The 24,622-nt window shown below is 65.7% G+C and carries 19 protein-coding genes; 12 read left to right on the top strand and 7 right to left on the bottom strand.

Annotated elements, in window-relative coordinates:
- Position 1: 1 nt before the first annotated feature.
- A complete protein-coding gene (locus QMK22_RS04050; protein ID WP_283496341.1) occupies positions 2–991 on the bottom strand; it encodes a M56 family metallopeptidase in 990 nt (329 codons plus the stop codon).
- 34 nt (positions 992–1,025) lie between these two features.
- A complete protein-coding gene (locus tag QMK22_RS04045; RefSeq protein ID WP_283496340.1) occupies positions 1,026–1,412 on the bottom strand; it encodes a BlaI/MecI/CopY family transcriptional regulator in 387 nt (128 codons plus the stop codon).
- Positions 1,413–1,520: 108 nt separating this feature from the next.
- Here QMK22_RS04045 and QMK22_RS04040 point away from each other — a divergent pair, with 108 nt between their 5' ends.
- The 4 genes from QMK22_RS04040 to cydC are packed head-to-tail and all read left to right on the top strand — an operon-like array spanning position 1,521 to position 7,444.
- Complete coding sequence (locus QMK22_RS04040) at positions 1,521–2,936, top strand: cytochrome ubiquinol oxidase subunit I (protein ID WP_283496339.1); 1,416 nt, start codon at positions 1,521–1,523, stop codon at positions 2,934–2,936.
- Between the two features lie 23 nt (positions 2,937–2,959).
- The gene (cydB, locus tag QMK22_RS04035; protein ID WP_283496338.1) at positions 2,960–3,964 is read left to right on the top strand and encodes a cytochrome d ubiquinol oxidase subunit II; all 1,005 of its coding nucleotides are present in this window, start codon (positions 2,960–2,962) and stop codon (positions 3,962–3,964) included.
- A 20-nt stretch (positions 3,965–3,984) separates the two neighbouring features.
- Positions 3,985–5,745: a thiol reductant ABC exporter subunit CydD gene (gene cydD / locus QMK22_RS04030; RefSeq protein ID WP_283496337.1), complete on the top strand. Its 1,761-nt coding sequence runs from the start codon at positions 3,985–3,987 to the stop codon at positions 5,743–5,745.
- On the top strand, positions 5,738–7,444 hold the full coding sequence (cydC, locus tag QMK22_RS04025) for a thiol reductant ABC exporter subunit CydC (protein WP_283496336.1): 1,707 nt from the start codon (positions 5,738–5,740) through the stop codon (positions 7,442–7,444). The genes cydD and cydC overlap by 8 nt, the downstream gene beginning before the upstream one ends.
- A gap of 4 nt (positions 7,445–7,448) precedes the next feature.
- On the opposite strand, the gene QMK22_RS04020 is transcribed toward cydC, so the two are convergent.
- Positions 7,449–8,084: a DedA family protein gene (locus QMK22_RS04020; protein WP_283496335.1), complete on the bottom strand. Its 636-nt coding sequence runs from the start codon at positions 8,082–8,084 to the stop codon at positions 7,449–7,451.
- 94 nt (positions 8,085–8,178) lie between these two features.
- On the opposite strand from QMK22_RS04020, the gene QMK22_RS04015 reads away from it, so the two are divergent.
- The gene (locus QMK22_RS04015) at positions 8,179–9,714 is read left to right on the top strand and encodes an anthranilate synthase component I family protein (RefSeq protein WP_283496334.1); all 1,536 of its coding nucleotides are present in this window, start codon (positions 8,179–8,181) and stop codon (positions 9,712–9,714) included.
- A gap of 81 nt (positions 9,715–9,795) precedes the next feature.
- Positions 9,796–12,396, top strand: coding sequence for a leucine--tRNA ligase (gene leuS, locus QMK22_RS04010; RefSeq protein WP_283496333.1), 2,601 nt, complete (start codon positions 9,796–9,798; stop codon positions 12,394–12,396).
- An 80-nt stretch (positions 12,397–12,476) separates the two neighbouring features.
- On the opposite strand, the gene QMK22_RS04005 is transcribed toward leuS, so the two are convergent.
- A complete protein-coding gene (locus tag QMK22_RS04005) occupies positions 12,477–12,773 on the bottom strand; it encodes a hypothetical protein (protein ID WP_283496332.1) in 297 nt (98 codons plus the stop codon).
- 234 nt (positions 12,774–13,007) lie between these two features.
- Here QMK22_RS04005 and QMK22_RS04000 point away from each other — a divergent pair, with 234 nt between their 5' ends.
- The 3 genes from QMK22_RS04000 to holA are packed head-to-tail and all read left to right on the top strand — an operon-like array spanning position 13,008 to position 17,341.
- A complete protein-coding gene (locus QMK22_RS04000) occupies positions 13,008–13,718 on the top strand; it encodes a ComEA family DNA-binding protein (RefSeq protein ID WP_283496331.1) in 711 nt (236 codons plus the stop codon).
- Positions 13,715–16,276: a ComEC/Rec2 family competence protein gene (locus QMK22_RS03995; RefSeq protein WP_283496330.1), complete on the top strand. Its 2,562-nt coding sequence runs from the start codon at positions 13,715–13,717 to the stop codon at positions 16,274–16,276. Before QMK22_RS04000 ends, QMK22_RS03995 begins: the two co-directional genes overlap by 4 nt.
- 9 nt (positions 16,277–16,285) lie before the next feature.
- Positions 16,286–17,341 (top strand): DNA polymerase III subunit delta, encoded by a 1,056-nt coding sequence (holA, locus tag QMK22_RS03990; RefSeq protein ID WP_502856994.1) that lies wholly within the window; start codon positions 16,286–16,288, stop codon positions 17,339–17,341.
- 96 nt (positions 17,342–17,437) lie between these two features.
- Here the strand turns inward: holA and QMK22_RS03985 are convergent, their stop codons facing one another.
- Both QMK22_RS03985 and rpsT read right to left on the bottom strand, forming a co-directional pair.
- The gene (locus tag QMK22_RS03985; RefSeq protein WP_283496329.1) at positions 17,438–18,079 is read right to left on the bottom strand and encodes a hypothetical protein; all 642 of its coding nucleotides are present in this window, start codon (positions 18,077–18,079) and stop codon (positions 17,438–17,440) included.
- A gap of 211 nt (positions 18,080–18,290) precedes the next feature.
- Entirely contained in the window at positions 18,291–18,554 is a 264-nt protein-coding gene (gene rpsT / locus QMK22_RS03980) for a 30S ribosomal protein S20 (RefSeq protein WP_283496328.1), read from the bottom strand.
- Positions 18,555–19,137: 583 nt separating this feature from the next.
- Between rpsT and nhaA the strand changes: the two genes are divergently transcribed.
- Entirely contained in the window at positions 19,138–21,087 is a 1,950-nt protein-coding gene (gene nhaA / locus QMK22_RS03975) for a Na+/H+ antiporter NhaA (RefSeq protein ID WP_283496327.1), read from the top strand.
- A gap of 196 nt (positions 21,088–21,283) precedes the next feature.
- Here nhaA and QMK22_RS03970 read toward each other — a convergent pair whose 3' ends face one another.
- Positions 21,284–22,015 (bottom strand): alpha/beta fold hydrolase, encoded by a 732-nt coding sequence (locus tag QMK22_RS03970; protein WP_283496326.1) that lies wholly within the window; start codon positions 22,013–22,015, stop codon positions 21,284–21,286.
- A gap of 172 nt (positions 22,016–22,187) precedes the next feature.
- Here QMK22_RS03970 and QMK22_RS03965 point away from each other — a divergent pair, with 172 nt between their 5' ends.
- Together QMK22_RS03965 and lepA are read left to right on the top strand one after the other, a co-directional pair.
- A complete protein-coding gene (locus QMK22_RS03965; RefSeq protein WP_283496325.1) occupies positions 22,188–22,583 on the top strand; it encodes a YciI family protein in 396 nt (131 codons plus the stop codon).
- A 186-nt stretch (positions 22,584–22,769) separates the two neighbouring features.
- Positions 22,770–24,620: a translation elongation factor 4 gene (lepA, locus tag QMK22_RS03960; protein WP_283496324.1), complete on the top strand. Its 1,851-nt coding sequence runs from the start codon at positions 22,770–22,772 to the stop codon at positions 24,618–24,620.
- Positions 24,621–24,622: the final 2 nt, after the last annotated feature.

Here is a 24,622-nt window from a genome sequence, read left to right as displayed (position 1 = left end):
CCTAAAACCCGAACAAAATAATGGCCGGCCCGGTCAGGAGCACCGCCGACACGGTCAGTGCTCCGGCCGTGGCCGTGTAGTGCAGCGGCACGATCGGATTTACCAACCGGGCCACCCGTGGCGTCACCTGATGGGCGGGATGCTCGGGCGCTGCGCCTCGGCCCCGGTCAGGATCTGAAGCGGATGCCGCGGCGAGAGCCGTGGCATCCGCTTCACTCGTCAGCGGAGTGGCAACCCCGGCGAGGGCGAAGCCGACCAGGGCGATCGCGCGGGCCAGGGTGCGGTCGTCGACGACGCGGCGGGCATGATCGTCGGCGAGCATTTCGACGAGGAGGGCCACGGCATTTTCGGCACGATTGGCGATCGGAAACCACGGCAGGGCGCTGTGCCAGCTCTTGAAGGCGAGTAACACCAGATGGTGCTGCTGCACCAAGTGAGCTTGTTCGTGGGCGATCACCGCACGCACCTGGTCGGCATCGAGCAGGCTAAGTAGCCCATTGGAGAGCACCGTTGCCGAATGCCCCGCGCCAGGCAGGCAATACGCGACCGGTGCCGGATGGTCGATGACGCGCATTCCCGGCTGGCCGTGGAGCGGATCGCTGAGCAGGGCGATCAAAGTGTGGTGATGACGCCGCTGCCGTTCGGCGCGAACGAAGGTGGCGAGCAGATTCAACAGCAGATGAGTGCCGAGCAGAATGGCACCGCCGAGCGCGAGCACGTGGATGAAGCTTGCCCCGGCGGGGAGTGCTCCGGTTCGCAGCCCGGCGCCGACGGCCACGATGCTCTGCGGAAGAGAGTTACCAAAGGGAACCAAGCCGTACAACAGTAGTGAACCGATCATCGACGTTCCGCCCGCGAGGGCGATCGCCTGCCACAGAACGAGGGCTACGCCGGGGGATCGAGCCGGCCACTGCGCGCGTGCCAGTACCAGGGGCACCGGCCAGGCCAGCAAAACGGCAATGGCGGCGAGCAGGATGGCGGCGGTGTTCATTCAGGTGGCGTGTTGCGACGGTGGGAAGCTGCGCTCAGGCGGAGTCAGCGGAGGCGACACCGAGTAACTGTCGCAGGGTCTCTGCCTCCTGCGGGCTCACATCACCGATGAAACGCGCCAGGGCTGCCTGGCGGTCGGGAACCTGCCCGAGCACCTCGTGCATTAAGCCCGCCGTGTGGGCAGCCCGCGTCATTACGGCCCGGTAGGCGTGTGGACGCACGCCACGATCGCGGGAAACGAAACCCTTGGTCTCGAGCCGAGAGAGCACGGTCAGCACGGTCGTCGTCGCCAAGGGCTTGGCGACAGCAGTAGAAATTTTAGGGTTGATCAGGCAATCCTTAAGCTCATTCGCCGTCAGCCCCATCGGGGAATCCCACAGGACATCCATCATCAGCCTCTCGAGCACACCTAAACTTCCCATGCCGTTAATATAACCCTGTCAAACTGTGATTTCTACGAGTTGTAGAAGAGTAGAGTTCTACTCAGCGTAGAAAAGTAGTTGCGCGTAACACAACTTGCTGGAGGGCACATGAACGAGTGGTTGGATCCTTTACTCCTCTCACGGTGGCAGTTCGGTCTCACGACCATTTACCATTTTCTTTTCGTCCCACTCACCATCGGAATGGCCCTCACGGTCGCGATCTTCCAGACGGCTTGGGTGCGCACGGACAAGAGCAAATATCTGCAATTGACGCATTTCTTCGGCAAGATCTTTCTGATCAACTTCGCCATGGGCGTCGTGACCGGAATCGTGCAGGAGTTTCAGTTCGGTATGAACTGGTCGGATTACTCGCGCTTTGTCGGCGACGTGTTCGGGGCACCGCTCGCGTTTGAGGGCATCCTCGCCTTCTTCCTGGAAGCCACGTTCATCGGACTGTGGATCTTCGGCTGGAACAAACTACCCAAAAAGATTCACCTGGCCACCATTTGGCTCACCGCCATCGGCACCATCACCTCGGCCTACTTCATTCTCGCCGCGAACGCGTTCATGCAGAACCCGGTCGCCTACACGATGAACGTGGAGAAGGGTCGCGCCGAGCTCACGAGCATCGGCGAGTTGCTCACCAACCCGATCGTGCTGGCGTCCTTTCCGCACACCATCTTCGCGTGCTTCATGGTGTCGGCCGGACTGATCATCTCGGTCGCGGCCTGGCACCTGGCCCGCAACCAGCACTTCGACACCATGCGCCCGGCACTCAAATTCGGCATGTGGATGATGATCATCGCCGGCGCGCTCACCACACTTTCCGGTGACCAGCTCAGCCTGATCATGACCGAAGTCCAGCCGATGAAGATGGCCTCCGCCGAGGCGATGTATGTCACCGCGACGGGAGCGAACGCCTCGTTCTCGATCTTCACACTCGGTACGCCGGACGGCGTCAGCGAGCTGTTCTCGGTGCGCATTCCCTACCTGCTCTCGTTCCTGTCGACACATACGCTTGACGGCACCGTCGAAGGCATCAACAACTTGCAGGCACAGTACGTCGACGCTTACGGCCCCGGCGACTACACCCCGACTATCTGGGTCACCTACTGGTCGTTCCGTTGGATGATCGGCCTGGGCCTGGCCCACATGCTGGTCGCCGTTGCAGGCCTGTTCTTCACCCGCAAGGCCGCCGCCAAGCCGGCTCGTCCGTGGATGTGGAAAGTCGCCATCTGGAGCTTCCCGATGTCGCTGCTGGCCATGAGCGTCGGCTGGACCTTCACCGAAATGGGCCGTCAGCCCTGGCTTGTGTTCGGCCTCATGCGGACGCAGGACGGTGTCTCACCCGGCGTAACGGCCGTGGAGATTCTGATCTCCTTGATCGTCTTCACCCTGCTCTACGGGATCCTCGCGGTGGTCGAGTTCAAGCTGATCCTCAAGGCTGTACAGAAGGGCCCGGACGATGCTCCGGTTCCCGACGCCGAATCCGGTGAAGTCAAGCAAATCGTCACGGTCTACTAGGACGGGTAAACGGAGAATACAAGATGGATCTCACAATTCTTTGGTTCTGGATTATCGCTGCGATGTTCATCGGGTACTTTGTGCTCGACGGCTTCGACTTCGGGGTCGGCATGTCCCTGCCCTTCCTCGGTAAGGACGACACCGATCGCCGCGTTCTCATCAACACCATCGGTCCGGTTTGGGACCTCAACGAAACCTGGGTCATCGTGGCCGGGGCATCACTGTTCGCGGCGTTCCCCGAGTGGTACGCGACGATGTTCAGCGGGTTCTACCTGGCACTGCTGCTGATTCTGGTGGCGCTGATTCTGCGTGGGGTCTCGTTCGAATACCGGCACCAGCGCCCCGAATCGTCGTGGAAGAAGTGGTTCGACGGCATGATCATCGTCGGTTCTGCCGTTCCCGCGCTGCTCTGGGGTGTCGCCTTCGCCAACGTTGTTCGCGGCGTGAAGCTCGATGTCAATCACGACTACATCGGCACCTTCTTTGACCTGCTGAACCCGTATGCCCTGCTCGGCGGCTTGACCACGTTGCTGCTGTTCTTTGTGCACGGGGTGGTCTTCGTCTCGCTGAAGACCGAGGGGGATATCCGACTGCGGGCGCGCAAGCTCGCGACGAAGGCCGGAGTCGTCACTATCGTCGTCGCCGCCAGCTTCCTGGTCTGGACGACCCTCGCCTATGGCACCCTGGCATCCACTATCTTCGCTGCCCTGGCCGCTGTCGCCCTGATCGCCTCGTTCGTGGCCAACCTGCGCGGCGCTGAAATGCTCGCCTTCGGTCTGATGGCCGTGACGATCGGGCTTGCCGTGCTCACCCTGTTCGGGTCGCTGTTCCCCGATGTCATGCCGGCCAGCAACGATCCGGCCAACAGCCTGACGATCGCCAACGCCTCCTCGTCGGCGTACACGCTCGGTGTGATGAGCTGGACCGCACTGATTGGAATGCCTGTCATTCTGCTCTACCAGGGCTGGACCTACTGGGTGTTCCGCAAGCGCATCGGCCGGGCGCACATTGAGGTCGCCGTACACTAACGCTGTGGGAGAATAAGGCAGTGCGCCCTCTGGATTCTCGCCTTCTTCGTTATGCCTCAGCAGCGCGCCGATTTCTTCTGATCGGCGCGCTGCTGGGTTTTGCGCAAACCCTCGTCATCATCGCGTTCGCCTGGCTGCTGACCCGAGCCATCACCTTGACGGTGGCGGGCGAATCCCTCGGTGCGATCGTGCCCACTCTGGCCGCTCTGGCCGGGGTCATCGTGTTGCGGTCGGCGCTGATCTGGCTGCTCGAACTCGCAGCTAATCGTGGTGCCGCTCAGGTCAAAAGCCAGTTGCGCGCCCGGGTCATGGCCAAGCTGGCTGAGCGTGGCCCCGACTGGGTCGCCACTCGGCAGAGTGCTCGTCTGGCCACGGTGGTCACCACCGGCCTGGACGCCCTCGACAACTACTTCGCCCGTTACCTGCCGCAGCTGCTGCTGACCATGATCGCAACGCCGATTCTGATCGCGGTCATCCTCTGGCAGGACCTGGCCAGCGGAATCACGGTCATCATCGTGATCCCGCTCATTCCCATCTTCATGATTCTCATCGGCCGGGCCACCCAGTCGGTGCAGCAGGAGCAATGGCAGGCTCTGCAGCGCCTCTCCACCGGGTTTCTCGATGTGGTCGGCGGCCTGGGTACCCTCAAGATCTACGGCCGGGAGAAACGCCAGTTCGACCGCATCCGCTCCATCACCGAGGAGTACCGCACGCGCACCATGAAGGTGTTGCGGGTGTCGTTTTTGAGCGGCTTCGTGCTGGAACTGGCCGCGAGCCTCTCGGTCGCGCTCATCGCAGTGTCGATCGGCCTGCGCCTGATCGACGGCGCACTGTTGCTGGGCGTCGGGCTGTTCGTGTTGCTGCTGGCGCCGGAAGCCTTCCTGCCCCTGCGCCAGGTGGGCGCACAATTCCACTCGGCGGCCGACGGCCTGGCCGCCGCCGAAGAGCTCTTCGCCATTCTCGACGATGAGTCAGTCGCGACGGCACCGACGATTGCAGCGGTGCCTGGCCATTCGGCACTCCCCACAGCGGATGCCGCTGCCACGGCTGGTGCGCCGGCGCCCGCCGCTTTGCCCGGCCCGGGATCGGGAGCCCTCCGTCTGGCCGGCGTCTCCGTGCGGCGGGGCGATACCGTGGTGATCGACCAACTGCACGCGGAATTCGCCTCCGGAGAGTTGACCGCCCTGCGCGGAGTGAGCGGGGTGGGCAAATCCACCCTGGTGGCCGCTCTGCTCGGTTTCGTCCCGCTGACCGGAGAGCTCACGCTCGGGGGTGCGGCCGTTGGGGCTGGGGCAGCTCGCCCGTGGTTGGCCTGGGCCGGCCAGCGCCCTGGCCTGTTTCGCGGTACGGTGGCCGACAATGTGGCGCTGGGAGCGGCATCCGCTGTGCCGAAAGCCGCTGCCTCGACGAGCGCTGCTTTGCCGAGCGCTGCTTTGACGAGCGCTGACCCGGCCGTCATCGCCCAGGCACTGAACTGGGCGGGAGCCGCGGAGGTGTCACCCGCGACGGTGCTCGGCGTGAACGGTGAGGGTCTCTCGGGCGGCCAGGCTCAACGCGTTGCCGCCGCTCGCGCCATCTACCGGGCGCTCGTGACCGATTGCCACGTAGTGATTTTGGACGAACCGAGTTCCGCGCTCGATGCCGACGCCGAGGCAGGGCTTCTCGACGGACTCCGCCAACTGGCCGACCAGGGCCGGGTCGTGATCGTCGTCAGTCACCGACCGGCTGTTGTGGCCGCCGCCGACCACGTGATCGAATTGCAGGAGCTCATTCATGTCTGATCTGACGCTCGACCGATCCGCTCGTGATGTACTGCGTCTCGCTCAGCCGCGCCCGCGCTGGTTCGCGCCGGGCTTGGCGGCCGGCACGACGAGCGCCGTCATGGCGGTGGCGCTTCTGGCCTGCTCGGCCTGGCTGATTACCCGCGCCGCCGAAATGCCATCTCTGGCCTTTTTGGGCATGGCCGTTGTCGGCGTGCGCGCCTTCGCCATTTTTCGTTCCGTCTTTCGCTACGTGGAACGTCTCACCAGCCACGATGCTGCATTCCGGCAGCTCGCCGAACTGCGTCTGGGCATCTTTCGGCGCATCGTACCGGTGGCCCCCGCCGGGCTGGCCACGACCGGCCGCGGTGATCTGCTCACTCGATTGGTGCGCGACGTCGATGACCTGCAGGACCTGCCGCTGCGCGTGGTTCAACCGCTTCTGGTGGCGGGGATCACCGCCTCGCTCAGCGTCGTGGGAATCTGGCTGATCGTTCCGGCGGCCGGGCTGACCCTGCTGGTCTGTCTCCTGTTGGCCGGAGTACTCGGAACCTTGTTCTCCGGCAGTCTGGCCGCGCGGGCCGAGCGGGAGCTCGCACCGCTGCGCGGCGCCCTCGCCGATGAGGTGCTCGAAATCGTCGAAAATCTCGACGTACTCACCGCCTTTGACGCTCTGCAACCACGGCTGGAGGAGCTCGCGCGCATCGATGAGCGCCTGCGGCGCGCGACCCTGCGCCGATCAGTCGGCGTCGGCGTGCAGTCGGCGGTGGTTTCGCTGTTCGCCGGCGCAGCAACGCTCGGTGCGCTGTACTTCGGCATTCCCGAGCTCACCGGCGGCGGCGGGCTGCTCAGCCCGGAATTGCTCGGCCCGACCCTCGTCGTGGCCGTGCTCGTACCGATGGCGGTGTTTGAGGTGTTCGGCATGGTTCCTCTCGCTGCCGGAGCGTGGCGCCAGGTTCGGGTCAGTGCGATGCGCGTGGCCGACGTCGTTCCGGCTGCGCCGCCCGCCGAGATCCCCGTTGACGTTGTGGATCCGCAGGTACTGGTTTCCCTCAACCAGGCCGACGCGCCGGTCGTGCTGGAACTGACCGATCTCGGCGCGCGCTGGCCCGGCCAGCGTGACCCCGGTGTGGCCGGCGTGACGTTGCGCCTGGCGCCGGGGGACCGGGTACACCTCGCCGGGCCGAGCGGCGCCGGCAAAACCACTCTCGCTCAGACGCTCGTGCGCTTTTTGGACTACACCGGTTCTTATCGGCTCAACGGGGTCGAGGTGCGTCTGTTGGCCCAAAGCGAGGTGCGACAGGTCGTTGGGCTGTGCGAGCAGCGCCCGTGGTTGTTTGACGACAGCATCCGTCAGAACTTGCTGTTTGCTCGGGATACGGCCACCGATACCGAACTCAACGTAGTGCTGACCCGCGTCGGATTGGCCGACTGGGCTGCCCGTCGCGGTGGGCTCGATGCCCGGGTGGGGGAGCGCGGTGCGCTCGTCTCCGGCGGGCAGGCCCAGCGCATTGCCCTGGCACGGGCGCTGCTGGCCGATTTTCCCGTGCTCATCGTTGACGAGCCCACCGCCAACGTCGACAGCGCCGGGGCGGATGCCCTCGTGCGCGATATCCTCACGGCGGCGGCCGACGCCCACCGCGCGGTGTTGCTGATCTCGCACACTCCCGTGCCGGACGAGCTCGTAACGGCCCGGGTGACCCTGCCGGCGCACGCCTAGGGTTTCAGTCCATGTGGCGCTGTTCGCGCCGGTGCAGCCACTTCTTGATCAAGAAAACGGCCAGCACGAACAGGGCAATCACCCCGACGAACAGGTACCCGGCGGAGTGCAGGCGCCCGCTCAGGTCGCGGTAGCCCTCCGCCGCGGCCGATCCGACGCTCACGTAGGCGAGCGCCCAAATAATGCACGCGGGAACGGTCCAGGCCATGAAGGCTCGGTAACGCATTCGGCTGGCGCCGACGGTCAGTGGAATGAGGGAGTGCAGAACCGGCAGAAACCGGGAGATGAACACGGCAACGCCGCCGCGCCGCTCGAGGTAGTTTTCGGCGCGGATCCAGTTGCGTTCGCCGATCCGTCGGCCGAGCCGACTGCTCCGAATGTAGGGACCGAAGTGGTGCCCCAGTGCAAAACCGATGCTCTCCCCGGCCAGAGACCCCACGATCACAGCCAGCACGAGGGTGACGAACTCTACCGGCCCGGCTATCGCCGTGCTGGCCACGATGACGATCGTGTCGCCGGGAACAAGCAGTCCCACCAGCACCGAGGTCTCCAGAAGCATGCCCAGAAACGCCAGGAGGGTCCGAATGATCGGGTCGACGCTGGACACGATATCGAGGATCCACGTGAGGGTGTCATTCATTTTTCCCAGCCTACGTGCTGCGCCGATATCAACAAGGTCGCGTGGCGTGGTTGCGTCGATTTGCCCGGCCGCGGCGCAAAGCTAGGCTGTTCTGGTGACCGGTACCGTGCAGAGGAGGCTCCTGACCGCCTGGACGGACCCCGCAGCCGCATTCGCGTCGCTGTATGCCACTGATCCGTACGCGTTCTGGCTCGACACCGGTCCCGGTGCCCAGACCGGCGTGAGTTACCTCGGCGCAGCCTCGCCCCACTCCCGTTTCGTCACGGCCTCCGTGGCCGCGGGAACGGTCACCAGTCGAACCATCGAGACAACGGATGCTGCACCACCCGACGTGACTCAGGAGACCATCTTCGATTTTCTGCGTCGCGATCTCGCGGCGCAGGCCGGTGAGAACGATGATCCCACCCGGCAGGCCGGTTTCGAGCTCGGATGGGTCGGGTGGCTCGGCTACGAGCTCGGAGCGCAAACCGTCGGCACCCCCGTGCACGGGTCGCGCTACCCCGATGCCGCGCTGCTCGAGGTGCACCGTCTCCTCCGGTTCGACCACGGCGACCGCACGGTCACGCTCGTGGCGGGTACCAGCTCGGCCGAACCAGGCTCCGCCGAACCACTCGCAACCGTCACCGCCTGGTTCGATCAGACCGACGCTGCCCTCACGGCGATCCATCTTCAGGCAGAGGCAGAAGCAGAGGCAGAGGCAGAGGCAGCGGCAGCGGGTGGGGCAGCGACAGCGGCAGTGGGTGGCGCAGCGACAGCGGCCGAAGCCGGGCCGGGCCGGGAAGGCCGGCCGCCGGCATCCGTGCCCCCGCTCTGGCGTCATGACCCGGCCACTTATGCTGCCCTGATCGGGACCTGCCTGGCCGCCATCCACGACGGTGACGCCTATCAGCTGTGCCTGACGAACGAGATTCGGGTGCCGGGCTCGTGGCACCCGGTCGACACCTTCGTAGCCTTGCGCGCCGGCAGTCCCAGCCACCACGGCGGCTTGTTGCGATTCGGTGACGTCGCACTTCTGAGCGCGAGCCCGGAGCAGTTTCTGTACGTGGGAGGCGATCGCCGCATCCGCACCAAGCCGATCAAGGGAACCCGCCCGCGCGCGAGCGAACCGGACGAGGATGAGCGGCTGAAACTCGAACTGGCGCACAGTGACAAGGAACGCGCCGAGAACCTGATGATCGTCGATCTCATGCGCAACGACATCGGTCGGATCGCGCAGTTGGGCACGGTCGCGGTTTCCACCCTGCTCGCCGTCGAAAGCTACCCGCACGTGCATCAGCTGGTGAGCACGATCGAGGCGCAACTGGCACCGGGCGTCACAGTCGTCGATGCCATCGAAACATGCTTTCCGGCCGGTTCCATGACGGGAGCTCCGAAACGGAGCGCGATGAGCATTCTCAACGGGCTGGAGCGGGGACCGCGGGGGATCTATTCCGGAGCGTTTGGTTACATTGGGCGGGGCGGCGTCGCCGACCTGGCCATCGTCATCCGCAGCATCGTGCTGGATTCCCACGGTGCGAGCATCGGTACTGGCGGCGGAATCACGGCACTCTCCGACGCCAGCGAGGAGATTGACGAGACCCGAATCAAGGCGGCCGCGCTGCTGGCGAGCCTCGGCGTCGCTGCGCCCTAGTAATCTAGACACTGTACGCGCGCGCTTTGTCGCGGGCATACCCGAGCGAAAGTTCGGCACAGACCATGCTTAACCCCTGCAATGAATGAGAGTCACGTGGCACACGAGCACGAAAGCGTACGCATCGACGCGCGCGATGAGAGCGACGAAGAAGTGTATGACTTCGCGGCGATCCAGGCGAAGTGGCAACCCATCTGGGAAGAGCTCGCGCCGTTCAAGACGAGCGCCGAGGGCGACACCCGCCCGCGCAAGTACGTGCTCGATATGTTCCCCTACCCCTCCGGCGACCTGCACATGGGGCACGCCGAGGTGTACGCGCTCGGCGACGTCGTGGCGCGGTACTGGCGCCACCAGGGTTTCAACGTGCTGCACCCGATCGGCTGGGACTCCTTCGGGCTGCCCGCCGAGAACGCCGCCATCAAGCGCGGCATCGACCCGCGCGGCTGGACCTACGACAACATCGCGCAGCAAAAGAAGAGCATGAAGCTCTACGCCACCAGCTTCGACTGGGACCGTGAACTGCACACGAGCGACCCCGAGTACTACAAGTGGACCCAGTGGCTGTTTCTGCAGCTCTATAAGAAGGGCCTCGCCTACCGCAAGGACAGCTGGGTTAACTGGGATCCGATCGACCAGACCGTGCTGGCCAACGAGCAGGTCCTGGCCGACGGGACGAGCGACCGCAGCGGCGCCGTGGTGGTGAAGAAGAAGCTCACCCAGTGGTACTTCAAGATCACCGATTACGCCGATCGCCTGCTCGACGACCTCAACCAACTTGAGGGCACCTGGCCGGCCAAGGTGCTCAACATGCAGCGCAACTGGATCGGACGCTCCATCGGAGCGGATGTGGACTTCGCGATCGAGGGACGTACCGAGCGCGTGACCGTCTTCACCACCCGCCCCGACACGCTGTTCGGCGCCACCTTCATGGTCGTCGCGCCGGACTGCGATCTCGCCGCCGAACTCGTCGCCGAGTCGACGCCCGAGGTGCAGGAAGCATTCGAGGAGTACCTCGTGCGCGTGCAGCGCAGCACCGAGATGGAACGCCAGGCCACCGACCGTGAAAAGACCGGTGTCTTCCTCGGCCGCTACGCGATCAACCCGGTCAACGGCGAACGCCTGCCCATCTGGGCCGCCGACTACGTGCTCGCCGACTACGGCACCGGCGCGATCATGGCGGTGCCCGCCCACGACCAGCGTGACCTGGACTTCGCCCGCGCTTTCGATCTGCCGGTCGTTGTCGTCGTCGATACCAACTCTCCCGCAACCGGAATGATTCCGGTGATCACGCAGGCCATGCTCGACGGCACCGAAGAGCTGCCGGCGCTCGATCCACTGAGCACCGGCATCGCCCTCTCCGGCGAGGGCCGCCTGATCAACTCCGGACCGCTCAACGGCCTGAGCAAGATCACCGCCATCAAGCGCATCATCGAGCAATTGGCCGCCGACGGACTGGGCCGCGCCGCCAAGAACTACCGTCTGCGCGACTGGCTCATTTCTCGTCAGCGCTACTGGGGAACGCCGATTCCGATCATCCATGGCGAAGACGGCACCGAAATTCCGGTTCCGGAAGAGCAGCTGCCCGTGCTGCTCCCCTCCAGCGATGGACTCGACCTCAAGCCCAAGGGCACCAGCCCGCTTGGTGGCGCAACGGACTGGGTCAACGTGCCCAACCCGATCGACGGCACCCCGGCCCGTCGCGACGCCGACACCATGGACACCTTCGTCGACAGCTCCTGGTATTTTCTGCGGTTCCTGAACCCGGGCGACGACACCAAGGCGTTCGATCCGAAGGATGCCGACAAATGGGCGCCCGTCGACCAGTACGTGGGTGGCGTCGAGCACGCCATCCTGCACCTGCTCTACGCACGTTTCATCACGAAGTTCCTGTTCGATGAGGGCTACGTGAACTTCACCGAGCCGTTCACCGCGCTGCTCAACCAGGGCATGGTCATTCTTGACGGCACCAAGATGAGCAAGAGCAAGGGCAACCTCGTTTACTTCACCGAGGAAGTCGAAGAGCATGGTGTGGATGCCGTGCGCCTCACGATGGCGTTCGCCGGTCCACCGGAAGACGACATCGACTGGGCAGACGTTTCCCCGGTCGGCTCGGCCAAGTTCCTCGCCCGCGCGTGGCGTGTCGCGCGTGACGTCACGAGCGCCCCCGACGTGGAGTGGAAGACCGGCGATGTGACCCTGCGCCGGGTCACCCACCGGTTCCTTGCCGATGCTCCCGGCCTGGTCGAATCGTTCAAATTCAACGTGGTCGTGGCGCGCCTGATGGAACTGGTCAACGCCACCCGCAAGGTCATCGACACCGGTGCCGGCCCCGCGGATGCCGCGGTGCGCGAAGCCGCCGAGGCCACCGCCATGGCGCTGAACCTGTTCGCACCGTACGCCGCGGAGGATATGTGGGAGCACCTCGGCTACGAGCCGTGCATCGCTCTCGTACCGTGGCGCAAGGCCGAGCAGACCCTCCTCGTGCAGGAGTCGCTCACCGCGGTCGTGCAGGTCGACGGTAAAATGCGCACCCTGCTCGAAGTGTCGCCGAAGGTCTCCGGCGAAGACCTCGAAAAGATGGCCAGGGAGGCGCCCGCTGTTATCCGTTCGATCGGAGACCGCGAGATCGTTAAAGTGATCGTGCGGGTGCCCAAGCTCGTCTCGTTCGTCACCCGCCCGTAGCACACGCGAACGAGCGGCCCCGGTCGGTCCCCAGCGGGGAACGGTCGGGGCCGCTCTCGCAGAGCTCGGCGTCCTGGCGGCTAGGCGAAGACGCGCACGAGCGAGACCAGGATCGCCACGACGGCCAGAGCGATCGCCGTCAGGTTGAGTCCCCGGCCGCGAGCCTTGGCCGGGATGACTCCGAAGGCCTTGCCGGAGAACATCAGGCTGATGACAGCGAGGATGAAGCCGGCGGGGGGAACGGGCAGGGCCAGGATGGTGCCGGCCACGGACAGCCAGAACCCGGGTACCCGTCCCGGCGTCTTGGCCCAGTTGACCCGGGGGGCGCCGAGTCCGAGCAGGCCGTTGCCCTCCATATTCGCGCGCGGGTCATCCACAGGTCGTTCCTTTCGTCGATCCAGTGTTGCACGGTCATCGACGGCGCTGCACGCGAGCGCCCGCGCGCGCGGGTGCTGCCGACCGGCAGTGACCGGGATCCGCCGCTTCTGACCGGCTTGTCACCGCAACGTCGGAGATCGGGGCGCTCCTCCACAGTCGCCTGGCAACCCCGTCAGCGCCCAGATCCATGAGTCGCTGACGAACGGATGCCCGGCGCCGCCTAGCCTGCGAGCATGCAGCCCGACCATTCCCTCCTCGATCTGGAGCGACTCGCTCCGACCGCTCGGGCTCGTCCCCGGCTGCGGGTTGGCGTCGGAGCGGCCGTCGTGCTGCTGCTGCTCGCCCTCGTCGTTGCCGTCGTCGTGTCGGCGGTGGGCCAGCAAGCCGGGCAGCGCACGGTCGAATCCGGATCGGTGTCGATCCCGTCGGGGGGCGCCTCCGACAGTGCCATTCTTGAACCGTTTGATGCCGGGGCGAGTGCGACGCCGGGCGGGGCAGACGTCGGAGTCGTCATCTTCGTGCACGTTTTGGGGGCGGTGACCCAGCCCGGGTTGTTTGAGTTGCACGACGGCGCCCGGGTGATGGATGCTATTGCCGCAGCCGGAGGGTTGATCGCCGAAGCAGATCCGGCCGGAGTGAACCTGGCCCGAATTCTCAGTGACGGTGAGCAGTTCTATGTTCCCCGCCAGGGTGAGGTGCCACCGGGAATCCCGCCAGCGGCAGCGGGCTCCGGTGCCGCGAACGTTCCTGCCGCCAAGGTCAACCTCAACACGGCGACGGTGGCCGATCTGGATTCCCTGCCCCGCATCGGCCCGACCATGGCGCAGCGCATCATCGACTACCGCACGACGAACGGCCGCTTCGCCACTGTCGATGCGCTGCGCGACGTCGCCGGGATCGGCGATAAAACCTTCGAGGCGCTCAAAGACCTCATCACGATATGAGCCTCGACCTACGGCTGGCGCTGCCGGCAGCCGCCGTGTGGCTGAGCTCCGGCCTGCTGATCGGAGCGCCAGAGGCGGCCGAATCCGTTGCAGTGACGCTCTGGCTGCTGGCCGGCGGTTGCTCCGCAGCTCTCCTCGTCAGCCGGCTGCCGCGGCGGAGCACCGCGGGTAGCGCCGTAAGGAGGGAGAACGGCACGAGGAAGACCAGCCAGAAGAGCACCAGTTCGAGGAACACCGGTACGCCGAGCCCCGATCGTTGGCAGAAACTGGGCGGTAGCCTGGTGCTCTGCTGCGCTGGCGCGGCTCTTGTGGCCACGGCCATCGGAGTGTGGGCGCCGGTGCGTCTGCCGGCGGAGGTGCGTGCCGCGGCGCAGTCGCACGCGACGGTGACAGCTATCGTCACCGTGTGGTCTGTTCCGGTGGCGGCCAAGGCCTTCATCGGCAGCGGAACCTCCGGTCGGGTGCGCTATCGGGCCACCCTCACCCAGATCGACGGGAACGGTGCGAGCGCCCAGGTGTCGAGTCCGGTGGTGGTGTTCGCCGAAGCGGCCAAAGACGGCGACGAGCCCCAAATCGGCGTGAAACTGAGGGTGCGTGCCACGCTGCGCACGACCGAGCCGGGCGACGCCGCAGTCGCGCTGCTGTTCGTCACCGGCTCGGCGGCCAGCGTAGCCCCGCCGCCGTGGTGGTTGCACTGGTCCAACGACGTTCGGGCCCGATTCATGAAGGCGGCCACGACGCTCTCGGGGGATGGGGGAGATCTGCTGCCCGGGTTGGCCATCGGCGACACCAGTGCGGTCAGTTCGGCACTCGACACCGCCATGAAGACCAGCTCGCTCAGCCATTTGACCGCGGTATCCGGAGCAAATTGTGCGATTGTGATCGCCTCGATCATGTTGCTCGGCGGCTATCTTCGGTTGCGGCGCTCCTGGCGCATCGCGCTCTCGCTCCTGACGCTGCTCGGCTTCACGGTCCTGGTCACGCCGGAGCCGAGCGTGCTGCGCTCGGCGGTCATGGCAACGCTCACCCTGCTCTCCATCGGTGCTGGCCGCCCCGGTCGCGGCGTGCCCACCCTGCTCGGCGTCGTGATCGGACTGCTGGCGTTCGATCCGTGGCTGGCCCGCAACTACGGGTTTGCCTTGTCAGTGCTCGCCACCGCGGGGCTCCTGCTCCTCGCCGGTCCACTCGGTCGTGTACTGGCACGGTGGATGCCGGGGGCACTCGCCGCAATCATCGCCATTCCTTTGGCCGCCCAGCTTGCCTGCCAACCGGTGTTGATCTTGCTGAACCCGAGCCTGCCGCTGTATGGCGTTCCGGCCAATATTCTGGCCGGTCCAGCCGCGCCGATCGCGACCGTGGTCGGGCTGGTCGCCTGCCTGACCCTGACCCTACTTCCCGGCGTCGCCTCGGGGCTGCTGGCCCTGGCGTGGCTGCCATCGGCCTGGATTGCCGCCGTTGCCCAGGGGGTGTCAACTCTGCCGGGAACCCGGCTGCCCTGGCCCGGTGGTGCGCTGGGAGTGCTGCTGCTCTCGGTCGCTACTCTGCTCACCCTGGTGGTGGTGTTACGTGGGCCGGCGGCTCGGCCCGCCCGCTGGCCCGCAGCGGTGCTGGCCGTGCTGCTCGTCGGTCTGGGCGGGTACGCGGGGTCCCTGATCGGGACCGGACTGGGCCGCGTCGTATCCTTCCCCTCCGACTGGCAGATTGCAGCTTGCGATATCGGCCAGGGCGACGCCGTCGTCGTGCGGGACGGCGACCAATACGGGCTCGTCGACGTCGGTCCCGACCCCCAGCTGCTCACCAACTGCCTGGCCACCCTCGGCATCACCCATATCGATCTGCTCGTGCTCACCCACTATGACCTTGATCACATCGGCGGCGTGGACGCCGTCATCGGACGGGTCGATACCGCCCTGGTCGGGGTGCCGGAAAACGCCGAGGACGAACGCCTGCACGAGCGCCTCGCCGCTGGCGGTGCCACGGTGAGTCAGGCGGCACGCGGCGATGCCGGCACCCTCGGCAGCCTGCGCTGGAACATTCTCTGGCCACTTCGTGGAGCGACGACGATGCAGGTGGGCAACCCGGGGAGTCTCACGATCATGTTTGACGGACGGGGCATCCGGTCTATCTTTCTCGGTGACCTCGGGCAGGAGGCGCAAGATGCCCTGCGCCGTGTCTCACCGCCCGGACGGGTCGATGTCGTCAAGGTGGCACACCATGGCTCGGCCGACCAGAGCACGGAGCTCTATGCTGACCTGCGGGCGCGGGTGGGGCTGATCTCGGTCGGGGTGAAGAATAGCTATGGTCACCCGACCGACACGTTGCTGAACATCTTGGCCTCCGTAGGCACACTCGCGGTGCGAACCGACCGCGAAGGCATGGCGGTCATCGCGCCCGGGGCCAACGGCACCCTCGTGCTGTGGGCCGAGAAGGTATCCGGGCGTGCTCCCCCCGCGACCCCTGCGGCTTCGGCCCCCACAGTGCACCGTTCGGCCGAGCGGATACTGACAGGAGGGTCAGCGGTGCGGGTTAGGCTTGATTTACCGCGCACGAAACCCTAGGAGAACGCATTGGCTGCACGACCCGCCACGACCGGTTCCCGGGCCGGTAAGGCTTCCACCACCCGCGCGGCCAAGGGCACCGTTATTCCCCAGCTCGGATGGCACCAGGTGCGTCCGGCGCCGATCGTGCTGGTTTCCGGGACCGAGACATTTCTCGCCGAACGCGCCATCCGCCAGTTGCGTGATTTTCTCAAGCTGGAAGATCCGAGCCTCGAAATCAGCGACGTGCAGGCGGACAGTTATGCGCCCGGTGAACTGCTGACTCTCGCCAGCCCGTCATTGTTCGGTGAACCGCGGCTGATTCGGGTCAGCAATGTTGAGAAATGCAGCGACACTTTTCTGGCTGAGGCGCTCGACTACCTCAATAATCCGGCCGATGACACCTATGTCGTGCTGCGGCACGGCGGGGGAGTGCGCGGTAAAAAACTGCTCGACACCATCCGAAGTGGACTGGGCGGCGCGATTGAAATCGTCTGCGCGGAACTCAAAAAAGACACCGAGAAGTATGAATTCGCCACGAACGAGTTCAAGGCAGCGGGCAAGCGTGTCACGGTCAGCGCACTGCGCCAGCTGGTGGCAGCGTTCTCGGACGATCTGGCCGAACTGTCCGCGGCCTGTCAGCAACTCATTGCGGATGCCACGAGCGAGGTCACCGAAACCACGGTCGACCGTTACTACGGCGGTCGGGTGGAAACCAACGCCTTCAAGGTGGCCGACTGGGCCATCGCCGGCCGCAACGGAGAGGCGCTCGTCACTCTGCGGCACGCGCTCTCGTCCGGAGCCGACCCGGTTCCGATTGTCGCGGCGTTCGCCATGAAGATCCGCACCATGGCCAAAGTGTTCGGGGCGCGCGGTGGCTCGGTGCAGCTCGGTGCCCAATTCGGCCTGGCACCGTGGCAGGTCGAACGGGCGCAGAAAGACCTGCGGGGGTGGAGCGACGAGGGTCTGGCGCACTGCATTCTGGTGCTCGCCGAGACGGATGCCGCGGTGAAGGGTGCCGGCCGCGACCCGGTCTTCGCCCTGGAGCGGCTGATCGGCGTGATCGCCCGTCGCGGTGAACAATAGCCACCGTCAAGACTCCTACGTGCAGTTTGTCGCCATCCAGCTTATTCCCGTCACAACCGGTCACCGTCGTACCCGGTGGCCGACACCGGTCACCGATCACCGGTCGCCGGCATCCGCGACCGTGATGGTTGAGCGGTTCAGATAGAGCCACACTCCATTCTGAAAATTCGGGTTGCCGCATACCGTGCCGGCGACCCAGACGGGCAGCAGGGTTGATGAACCGGCCAGATCCGGGGGCTTGACGAGGGCCTCAAAAGATCCGGGGAGGCTCGGACAATATTCGAACTGAACGCGGCCGGTGATCTCGGAGAATTGCACGGAGACCGGGCGGTTGGCTGGCGGCGCGACGATGCGCAGCGCTTCGAGCCCGGCGATCGTCAGCACGGCGGCGAGTGCAAAGACGGCTCCGATTCCGGATAGCGAACGGATGCGTCGAATTGTTCGACCTGCTCCGTCGGCTTCGATTTGCCCGCCAAACTTCCCGCGGCCGCGGGACCCGGTGGCCGCCGCTGCGGCAAGATAGAACGTGATTCCAGTGAGAAAGAGCACGAACGCGCCCAGTGCGACAAGGTGTTGGATCCGCGTGCTGGCTGCTGCGACGTCGCTCGTACTGAACGCGAGCCACACTGCAACAGCGAGTGCCGCGGGGCTGAGTAGGGCGGCGAGGAAACGAGCATGCGTGCGGCGCTGCGGTGCGCTGGTGTCCGGAATCTTATTGACCGGTGGGGTGCTCTTCACGGCGTCAGTATAGTGGGGCGCTGATGCACGAGGCGGGGTGGGCCGGCCGGGATACACGATGCGAGAGGAGGGCGCCGTGGGATGGCCGGTACAGTGGCTTTGCAGATACAAAAATGCCCCCACCGAGACGGTGGGGGCATTTTTACCTGAGGAGTCGCATCCGCTCTCGCGAACTGATTCGGTATTCCCCCGTGTGTGGAACTGGTGCCGATTAGACGAGTGCGGAAACGGCCTTCGCGATGGCCGACTTCTTGTTCGCAGCCTGGTTCTGGTGGATGACACCCTTGCTGACGGCCTTGTCGAGCTTCTTGGAAGCAAAGGCGAGACCGACGACGGCCTTGTCCTTGTCGCCAGCGGCAATCGCGGAACGAGTCGCGCGAATCGCGGACTTGAACTCGCTCTTGACGGCCTTGTTACGCTCCTGGGCCTTCTTGTTGGTGCCAATTCGCTTGATCTGCGACTTGATATTTGCCACGTTTTTTACGCTTTCGTTAAGTTCTGGTCAGAACAATCTTGTATGGACAGCCGCTCAGCGGTAGAGGGCGCTTCTGCGGCGAAAATCGTGCGGGGTGGGACCCGACACGCAAGCCAACCACTAACGCTACCAGCAAACGACCCGACGCCCAAACCGGGCCGGCCGGCCTCAGAAGCGGATGATTGGACCCCGGAGCGGGTGGTCGCGGAAAGCGGCCGCGGTCAGCGGGTCCCGGATGCTCGAACGCGCTGCGCGGGATCTGCGCCGGTGCGCGGGTGTTACGGTCCGAGGTCAGCGCTGATGAGCGCTCTACGCGGGTGTTGCGCCGGTGCGCGGGAGCTTTGGTTTGGTCGGTACTCCCGCGTATCTCGTGGCGCGGGACCTGTGCCAGTGCGCGTGAGTTCCGCCGCCCGCGCACGGGCGCAGCTCCCGCGCACGATGAAGCATGTCTCCCGTGACCTCGGGAAGCGAAAGCAGTGAACCGCGCGGCTCGGCGGTCGTGGCGTGGTCGCGACCCCAAAGTAAACTGTGGCATTGGGGCAATCCTGCTGCTGACCTGTTCGACCACACGAAGGATCGACCGATGAACGACTCCTCGTTGCAGACACCAGCCCCGGGGCAGCGCACCGGACGACTGGTCGATGGGGTTCGCCGTTTCATGGCGAAGGAATCGGCTGGGGCGGCGGTGTTGTTGGGCGCGACGCTGGCGGCGCTGGTGTGGGCAAACTCGCCGGCGGGAGCGACCTACGAGCAGTTTTGGAGCACCCCGCTGAACATCACCCTCGGTGGTGCCAGTTTGGACCTGGACCTCAAGCACTGGGTCAACGACGGGCTGATGGTGTTCTTCTTCTTCGTGCTCGGCCTGGAAGTCAAACGCGAACTAGTGGTCGGCGATCTGTCCGACCCGCGCCGCGCCGCGGTACCCATCGCGGCCGCGGCGGCCGGTCTGGCCGTGCCGGCCCTGGTCTACCTGGCCCTGAACCCCTCTGGCGCGGCCGCCGCAGCGTGGGGCGTGGTGATCTCCACCGACACCGCTTTTCTGCTCGGTGTTCTCGCCCTGGTCGGGCCCCGGGGCTCGCAGCAGCTGCGCCTGTTTCTGCTCACCCTGGCCGTCGCCGATGACATCGGTGCGCTGACGGTGATCGCGTTGTTCTACACCGATCACCTCGAGTGGGGGCCGCTGCTTCTGGCCGCCGGCGGCATCGCTATCATGGCAACGCTGGCGCGGCTCAAAATCGGCCGCGGGCCGCTCTACTTCGTGCTGGGCACCGCGGTGTGGGTGGCCACCGTGGCCTCGGGCGTGCACCCCACCATCGCCGGGGTGGTCATCGCGCTGCTCACCCCGGCATTCATTCCCCGTCGCCTCGGGGTCGCGGCTGCGGCCCGTGCGGTGACGACCTACCGCCAAGACCCCGGGCCTCGCTACGCGCGTGCTGCCCGCTGGTCCATCGATGCTTCGATCGCGCCCACCGACCGTCTCCAACTGCTGTACCAGCCGTGGTCCGTCTTCGTGATCGTGCCGCTGTTCGCCCTGGCCAATGCCGGCATCGTGTTGGACGCCGACGTGCTGGCCAGCGCCGCAACATCGCCGGTCACCTGGGGCGTGGTGGCAGGCCTGGTCGGCGGGAAGCTCCTGGGGATCCTCGGTGGAACGGTGGCCGCGGTACGGCTGCGTCTGGGGGACTTGGCACCCGGGCTGGACCGATGGCAGATCGCCGGGGGTGCGGCGCTGTCAGGGATCGGTTTCACCATCTCGCTGCTCATCGTCGACCTGGCCCTGCGCGACGACGAGGTGCTCGCCGACCAGGCGCGCATCGGGGTGCTGACCGCCTCGCTGGTCGCGGCGCTTTTGGGATGGTCCCTTTTCGCGCTGGGCCGCCGGTTCGGGCCCGCCGCGCACACCACGCCGAGCACGCTGGTGCCACCGGTCGACCCCGACCGTGACCACGTTCATGTTCACGACGGCTCACGGGACACCCCGCTCGACGCACCCGGGGAGCCGGAGGCCACGCTCGTGGAGTTCGCCGACTTCGAATGCCCGTTCTGCGCCCGGGCAACCGGGTCGATCGACGAAGTGCGAGCCCACTACGGGTCCCGGCTGCGTTATGTTTTCCGCCACCTGCCGTTGGTCGACGACCACCCCCGAGCGCTCCTTGCTGCTCAGGCCGCCGAGGCCGCCGGCGCCCAGGGTAAGTTCTGGGAGATGCACGACGCTCTGTTCGCCGACCAGGACCACCTCTCCTACGACGACCTGATGGACCGCGTTGGGACGCTGGGCCTGAACGAGCAGCTCTTCGATGAGGCCTTCGACGCACCGGCCACGGCGGCGCGCATCCGCGATGACCTCGCCAGCGCCCAGGCGTCCGGCGCCCTGGGCACTCCCACGTTCTTCATCAACGGACAGCGCTGGACCGGGGCGATCGACGCGAGGAGCCTCATCGCCGGCATCAACGCATCAATCATGGCCGCGCGCCGCGAGGCCACCGCTGATCCCGACGGCGACCAGGGCAAAACGAGCCCGTCCACCATCTGATCGGGCCAGTTGGGCCAGCGGTTGGGTGGTGCACATTCGCCGGACGCGCGCGGCGCACGCGGCGGCGCCTGCGCTGAAGATCAGTTCAGATCCAGCGGGCGCAGCTATTGGGCGAGAGTGCTCTGCGCGGGAGACAAATCAGAAAATGCAGGGGATTGCATGCGCTGCCGCGAACACCCAGGTGGAAGCCGGGCGGCTATTGCGGCGCGGTTGTTCCAGTCGATGGATGGCCGCTCACCAGCGCCGCTATCCGCAGGAGAATCGCGGTGAAGCGCTCGGGCTGGGCCAGGCTGGAGAGATGGGTGGCCCCCGGCACCACAACGATCCGCCCGTCATGGCAGGCGGCAAGAAAACGCCGCTCATTGAGTCGAAAGTGATCGAGCGCGCCGTTGACCAGCCAGATCGGTCCCGGGTAGGCCGCCAGACTGGCCAGCGGTGCCAGCGTCGATGTCGCTCGCAGCCCGGAATCCATCACGTCGAGCGCGGCTCCGCCCGCGAGCACATCTCGCGCTCCTGCCGGAGGCAGCAATCTGCGTGCCATGGTCTCGTGCAGCCACAGGCCACGATCGGGAAGACGGTGGATCAGACGTGCCAGCAGGCGATATCCCTCCAGCAAGACGCCCCGCGGAACGGCGCTGCACCCCGCGGCGACGAGTCCGGCCACCCGGTCGGGGTGATTCGCTGCGTAGGTCACGGCGTAGTAACCGCCGAGGGAGAGCCCCACGAGCAAGACCCGGCCGCCGAGCCTGGCCACGCCGTCATCGATGGCGGCGAGGGCGGCCGGCACCGTGAACGGCTCGCGCATCCGCTGCCCGTGGCCGGGAAGATCGATCGCAAGCACCGGATACCCGGCCGCCCGTAGGCTCTGCTCCTGAAAACGCCACATTGTGGCCGAGGCGCGAATGCCGTGCACGAGTAAAACTGGCACGCGGGCCGGGCAAGTCTCCATGCCCGCGAGCCTAGCCACCGCGCCGCGCGAGCGCGGCCCGGGCCGACCAATCTTTGACAAGCGCGCGGTTGTCTTTGCGGCGGTGTCGATTTCGGCCTGTCTCGATCTTCATGTCGGTGTCAGTATCAAATAATCAGAAGGGACACCACTCATGCAGTACTCACTGCTCGTCATGAGCCAGGAAGCCGGCGACGCCGAGGTCAGCGACGAGGCCATGGAATGGGGCCGTCGGGCGTTCGACGCCTACGCGAAATCGCTCGATTCCGCCGGCGTGCTCGTCTCCGCCGACATCCTGCAGCCGGTCGCCGTGGCCACTACCATCTCGGTACGCGACGGCGAATTGAGGGTGCAGGACGGTCCATTCGCCGACACCAAGGAGCGTCTGAACGGAACTTTTGTGCTCGAGGTCCCCGATCTGGACGCAGCCATCAGCTGGGCCGCGAAGTGCCCCGGTGCTCAGTACGGCGCCGTCGAGATTCGCCCATCGGCCATCATCTTTCACGATGGTGCGTGGCACCGCCCGGGCAGCGAAGCGTCGCAGGTCTGAACACGGACGCGAGCGCTGACTCCCGGGCGTGAGCCGAGCAGGTGGCCCCACCAGCGCGCAACTACAGCGCGCCCTCGACGACCTCGGCCGTGACCGGGCCGATCGTCACGGAGGCACCAACCGTTAGGCGAGGCGCGACGCGCGTAGACCGAACAACCCGGCCGAGCATGGGACAATAGACGAACTATGTCACCGAGAGCCCTTCACGCGCTGGAACCGGCCGCCACGGCCCCCGAGTTCATCCGCAACTTCTGCATCATCGCCCACATCGACCATGGCAAGTCGACCCTCGCCGACCGCATGCTACAGATTACCGGCGTGGTCGACGAACGTTCCATGCGCGCCCAGTACCTGGACCGCATGGACATCGAGCGTGAACGCGGCATCACCATCAAGAGCCAGGCCGTGCGCATGCCGTGGGAGCTGGACGGCACGACCTACGCGCTGAACATGATCGACACTCCCGGCCACGTCGACTTCACCTACGAGGTGTCGCGCAGCCTGGCCGCCTGCGAGGGCGCCATTTTGCTGGTTGACGCGGCCCAGGGCATCGAAGCTCAGACCCTGGCCAACCTGTACCTCGCACTCGAGAACGACCTCACGATCATTCCGGTGCTCAACAAGATCGACCTGCCGGCCGCCGATCCCGACAAGTATGCCCGCGAACTCGCGAGCCTCATCGGTGGGCGCCCCGAAGACGTGCTGCGGGTCTCCGGCAAGACCGGCGCCGGGGTGGAAGAACTGCTCAACCTCGCCACGACCATGATTCCGTCGCCGAAGGGCGATCCGGATGCCGCCGCGCGCGCCATGATCTTCGACTCGGTCTACGACAGCTACCGCGGCGTCGTCACCTATGTGCGCATGATTGACGGCCACCTCAAGGCCCACGAAAAAATCCAGATGATGTCGACGCGGGCGACCCACGAGATCCTCGAAATCGGTGTCATCTCGCCCGAGCCGATCGAGAGCAGGGGGCTCAAGGTCGGCGAGGTCGGTTACCTGATCACCGGCGTGAAGGATGTGCGCCAGTCCAAAGTGGGCGACACGATCACGACCGCGGTGCGTCCGGCGACCGAGGCGCTGCCGGGCTATGACGAGCCGCAGCCGATGGTGTTCTCCGGTCTGTACCCGATCGACGGCAGCGACTACCCGGCGCTGCGCGAGGCCCTCGACAAACTGAAGCTCTCCGATGCCAGCCTCGGCTATGAACCCGAAACATCCGTCGCTCTCGGTTTCGGTTTTCGCTGTGGCTTTCTCGGCTTGCTGCACCTCGAGATCATCACCGAACGCCTCGAACGCGAATTCAATATCGACCTCATCACGACCGCGCCGAGCGTGCCCTACGAGGTCACGACCGACGACAAACGCACGATCACGGTGACCAACCCGAGCGAGTATCCCACCGGCAAGATCGCCAAGGTGCTCGAGCCCATGGTCAAGGCCGCCATCCTCGCGCCGAAAGACTACGTCGGCGTCATCATGGAACTCTGCCAGAGTCGCCGCGGCACCCTGCTCGGCATGGAATACCTCGGCGAAGACCGCGTCGAGATTCGCTATTCCATGCCGCTCGGTGAAATCGTGTTCGACTTCTTCGACATGCTCAAAGGTCGCACCGCCGGTTACGCCTCGCTCGACTACGAACCCTCCGGCGAGCAGGAGGCCGACCTGGTCAAGGTCGACATTCTGTTGCAGGGCGAGCAGGTCGATGCGTTCAGCGCCATCGTGCACCGTGACAAGGCCTACGCCTACGGCGCGCTCATGACCGGGCGCCTGCGCAAACTTATTCCGCGCCAGCAATTCGAGGTGCCCATCCAGGCGGCCATCGGCGCCCACATCATTGCCCGCGAGAGCATCTCCGCGATGCGTAAAGACGTGCTCGCCAAGTGCTACGGCGGTGACATCTCGCGCAAGCGCAAGCTGCTCGAGAAGCAAAAAGAGGGCAAGAAGCGCATGAAGATGGTTGGCCGGGTCGAGGTGCCCCAGGAAGCCTTCATCGCCGCGCTGTCGGGTGACATTGAAACGAAAGACAAGAAGTAAAG

Source organism: Cryobacterium sp. PH29-G1 (genome assembly GCF_030063365.1).
GTDB lineage: Bacteria > Actinomycetota > Actinomycetes > Actinomycetales > Microbacteriaceae > Cryobacterium.
This window is presented reverse-complemented; position numbering and strand designations above follow the sequence as displayed.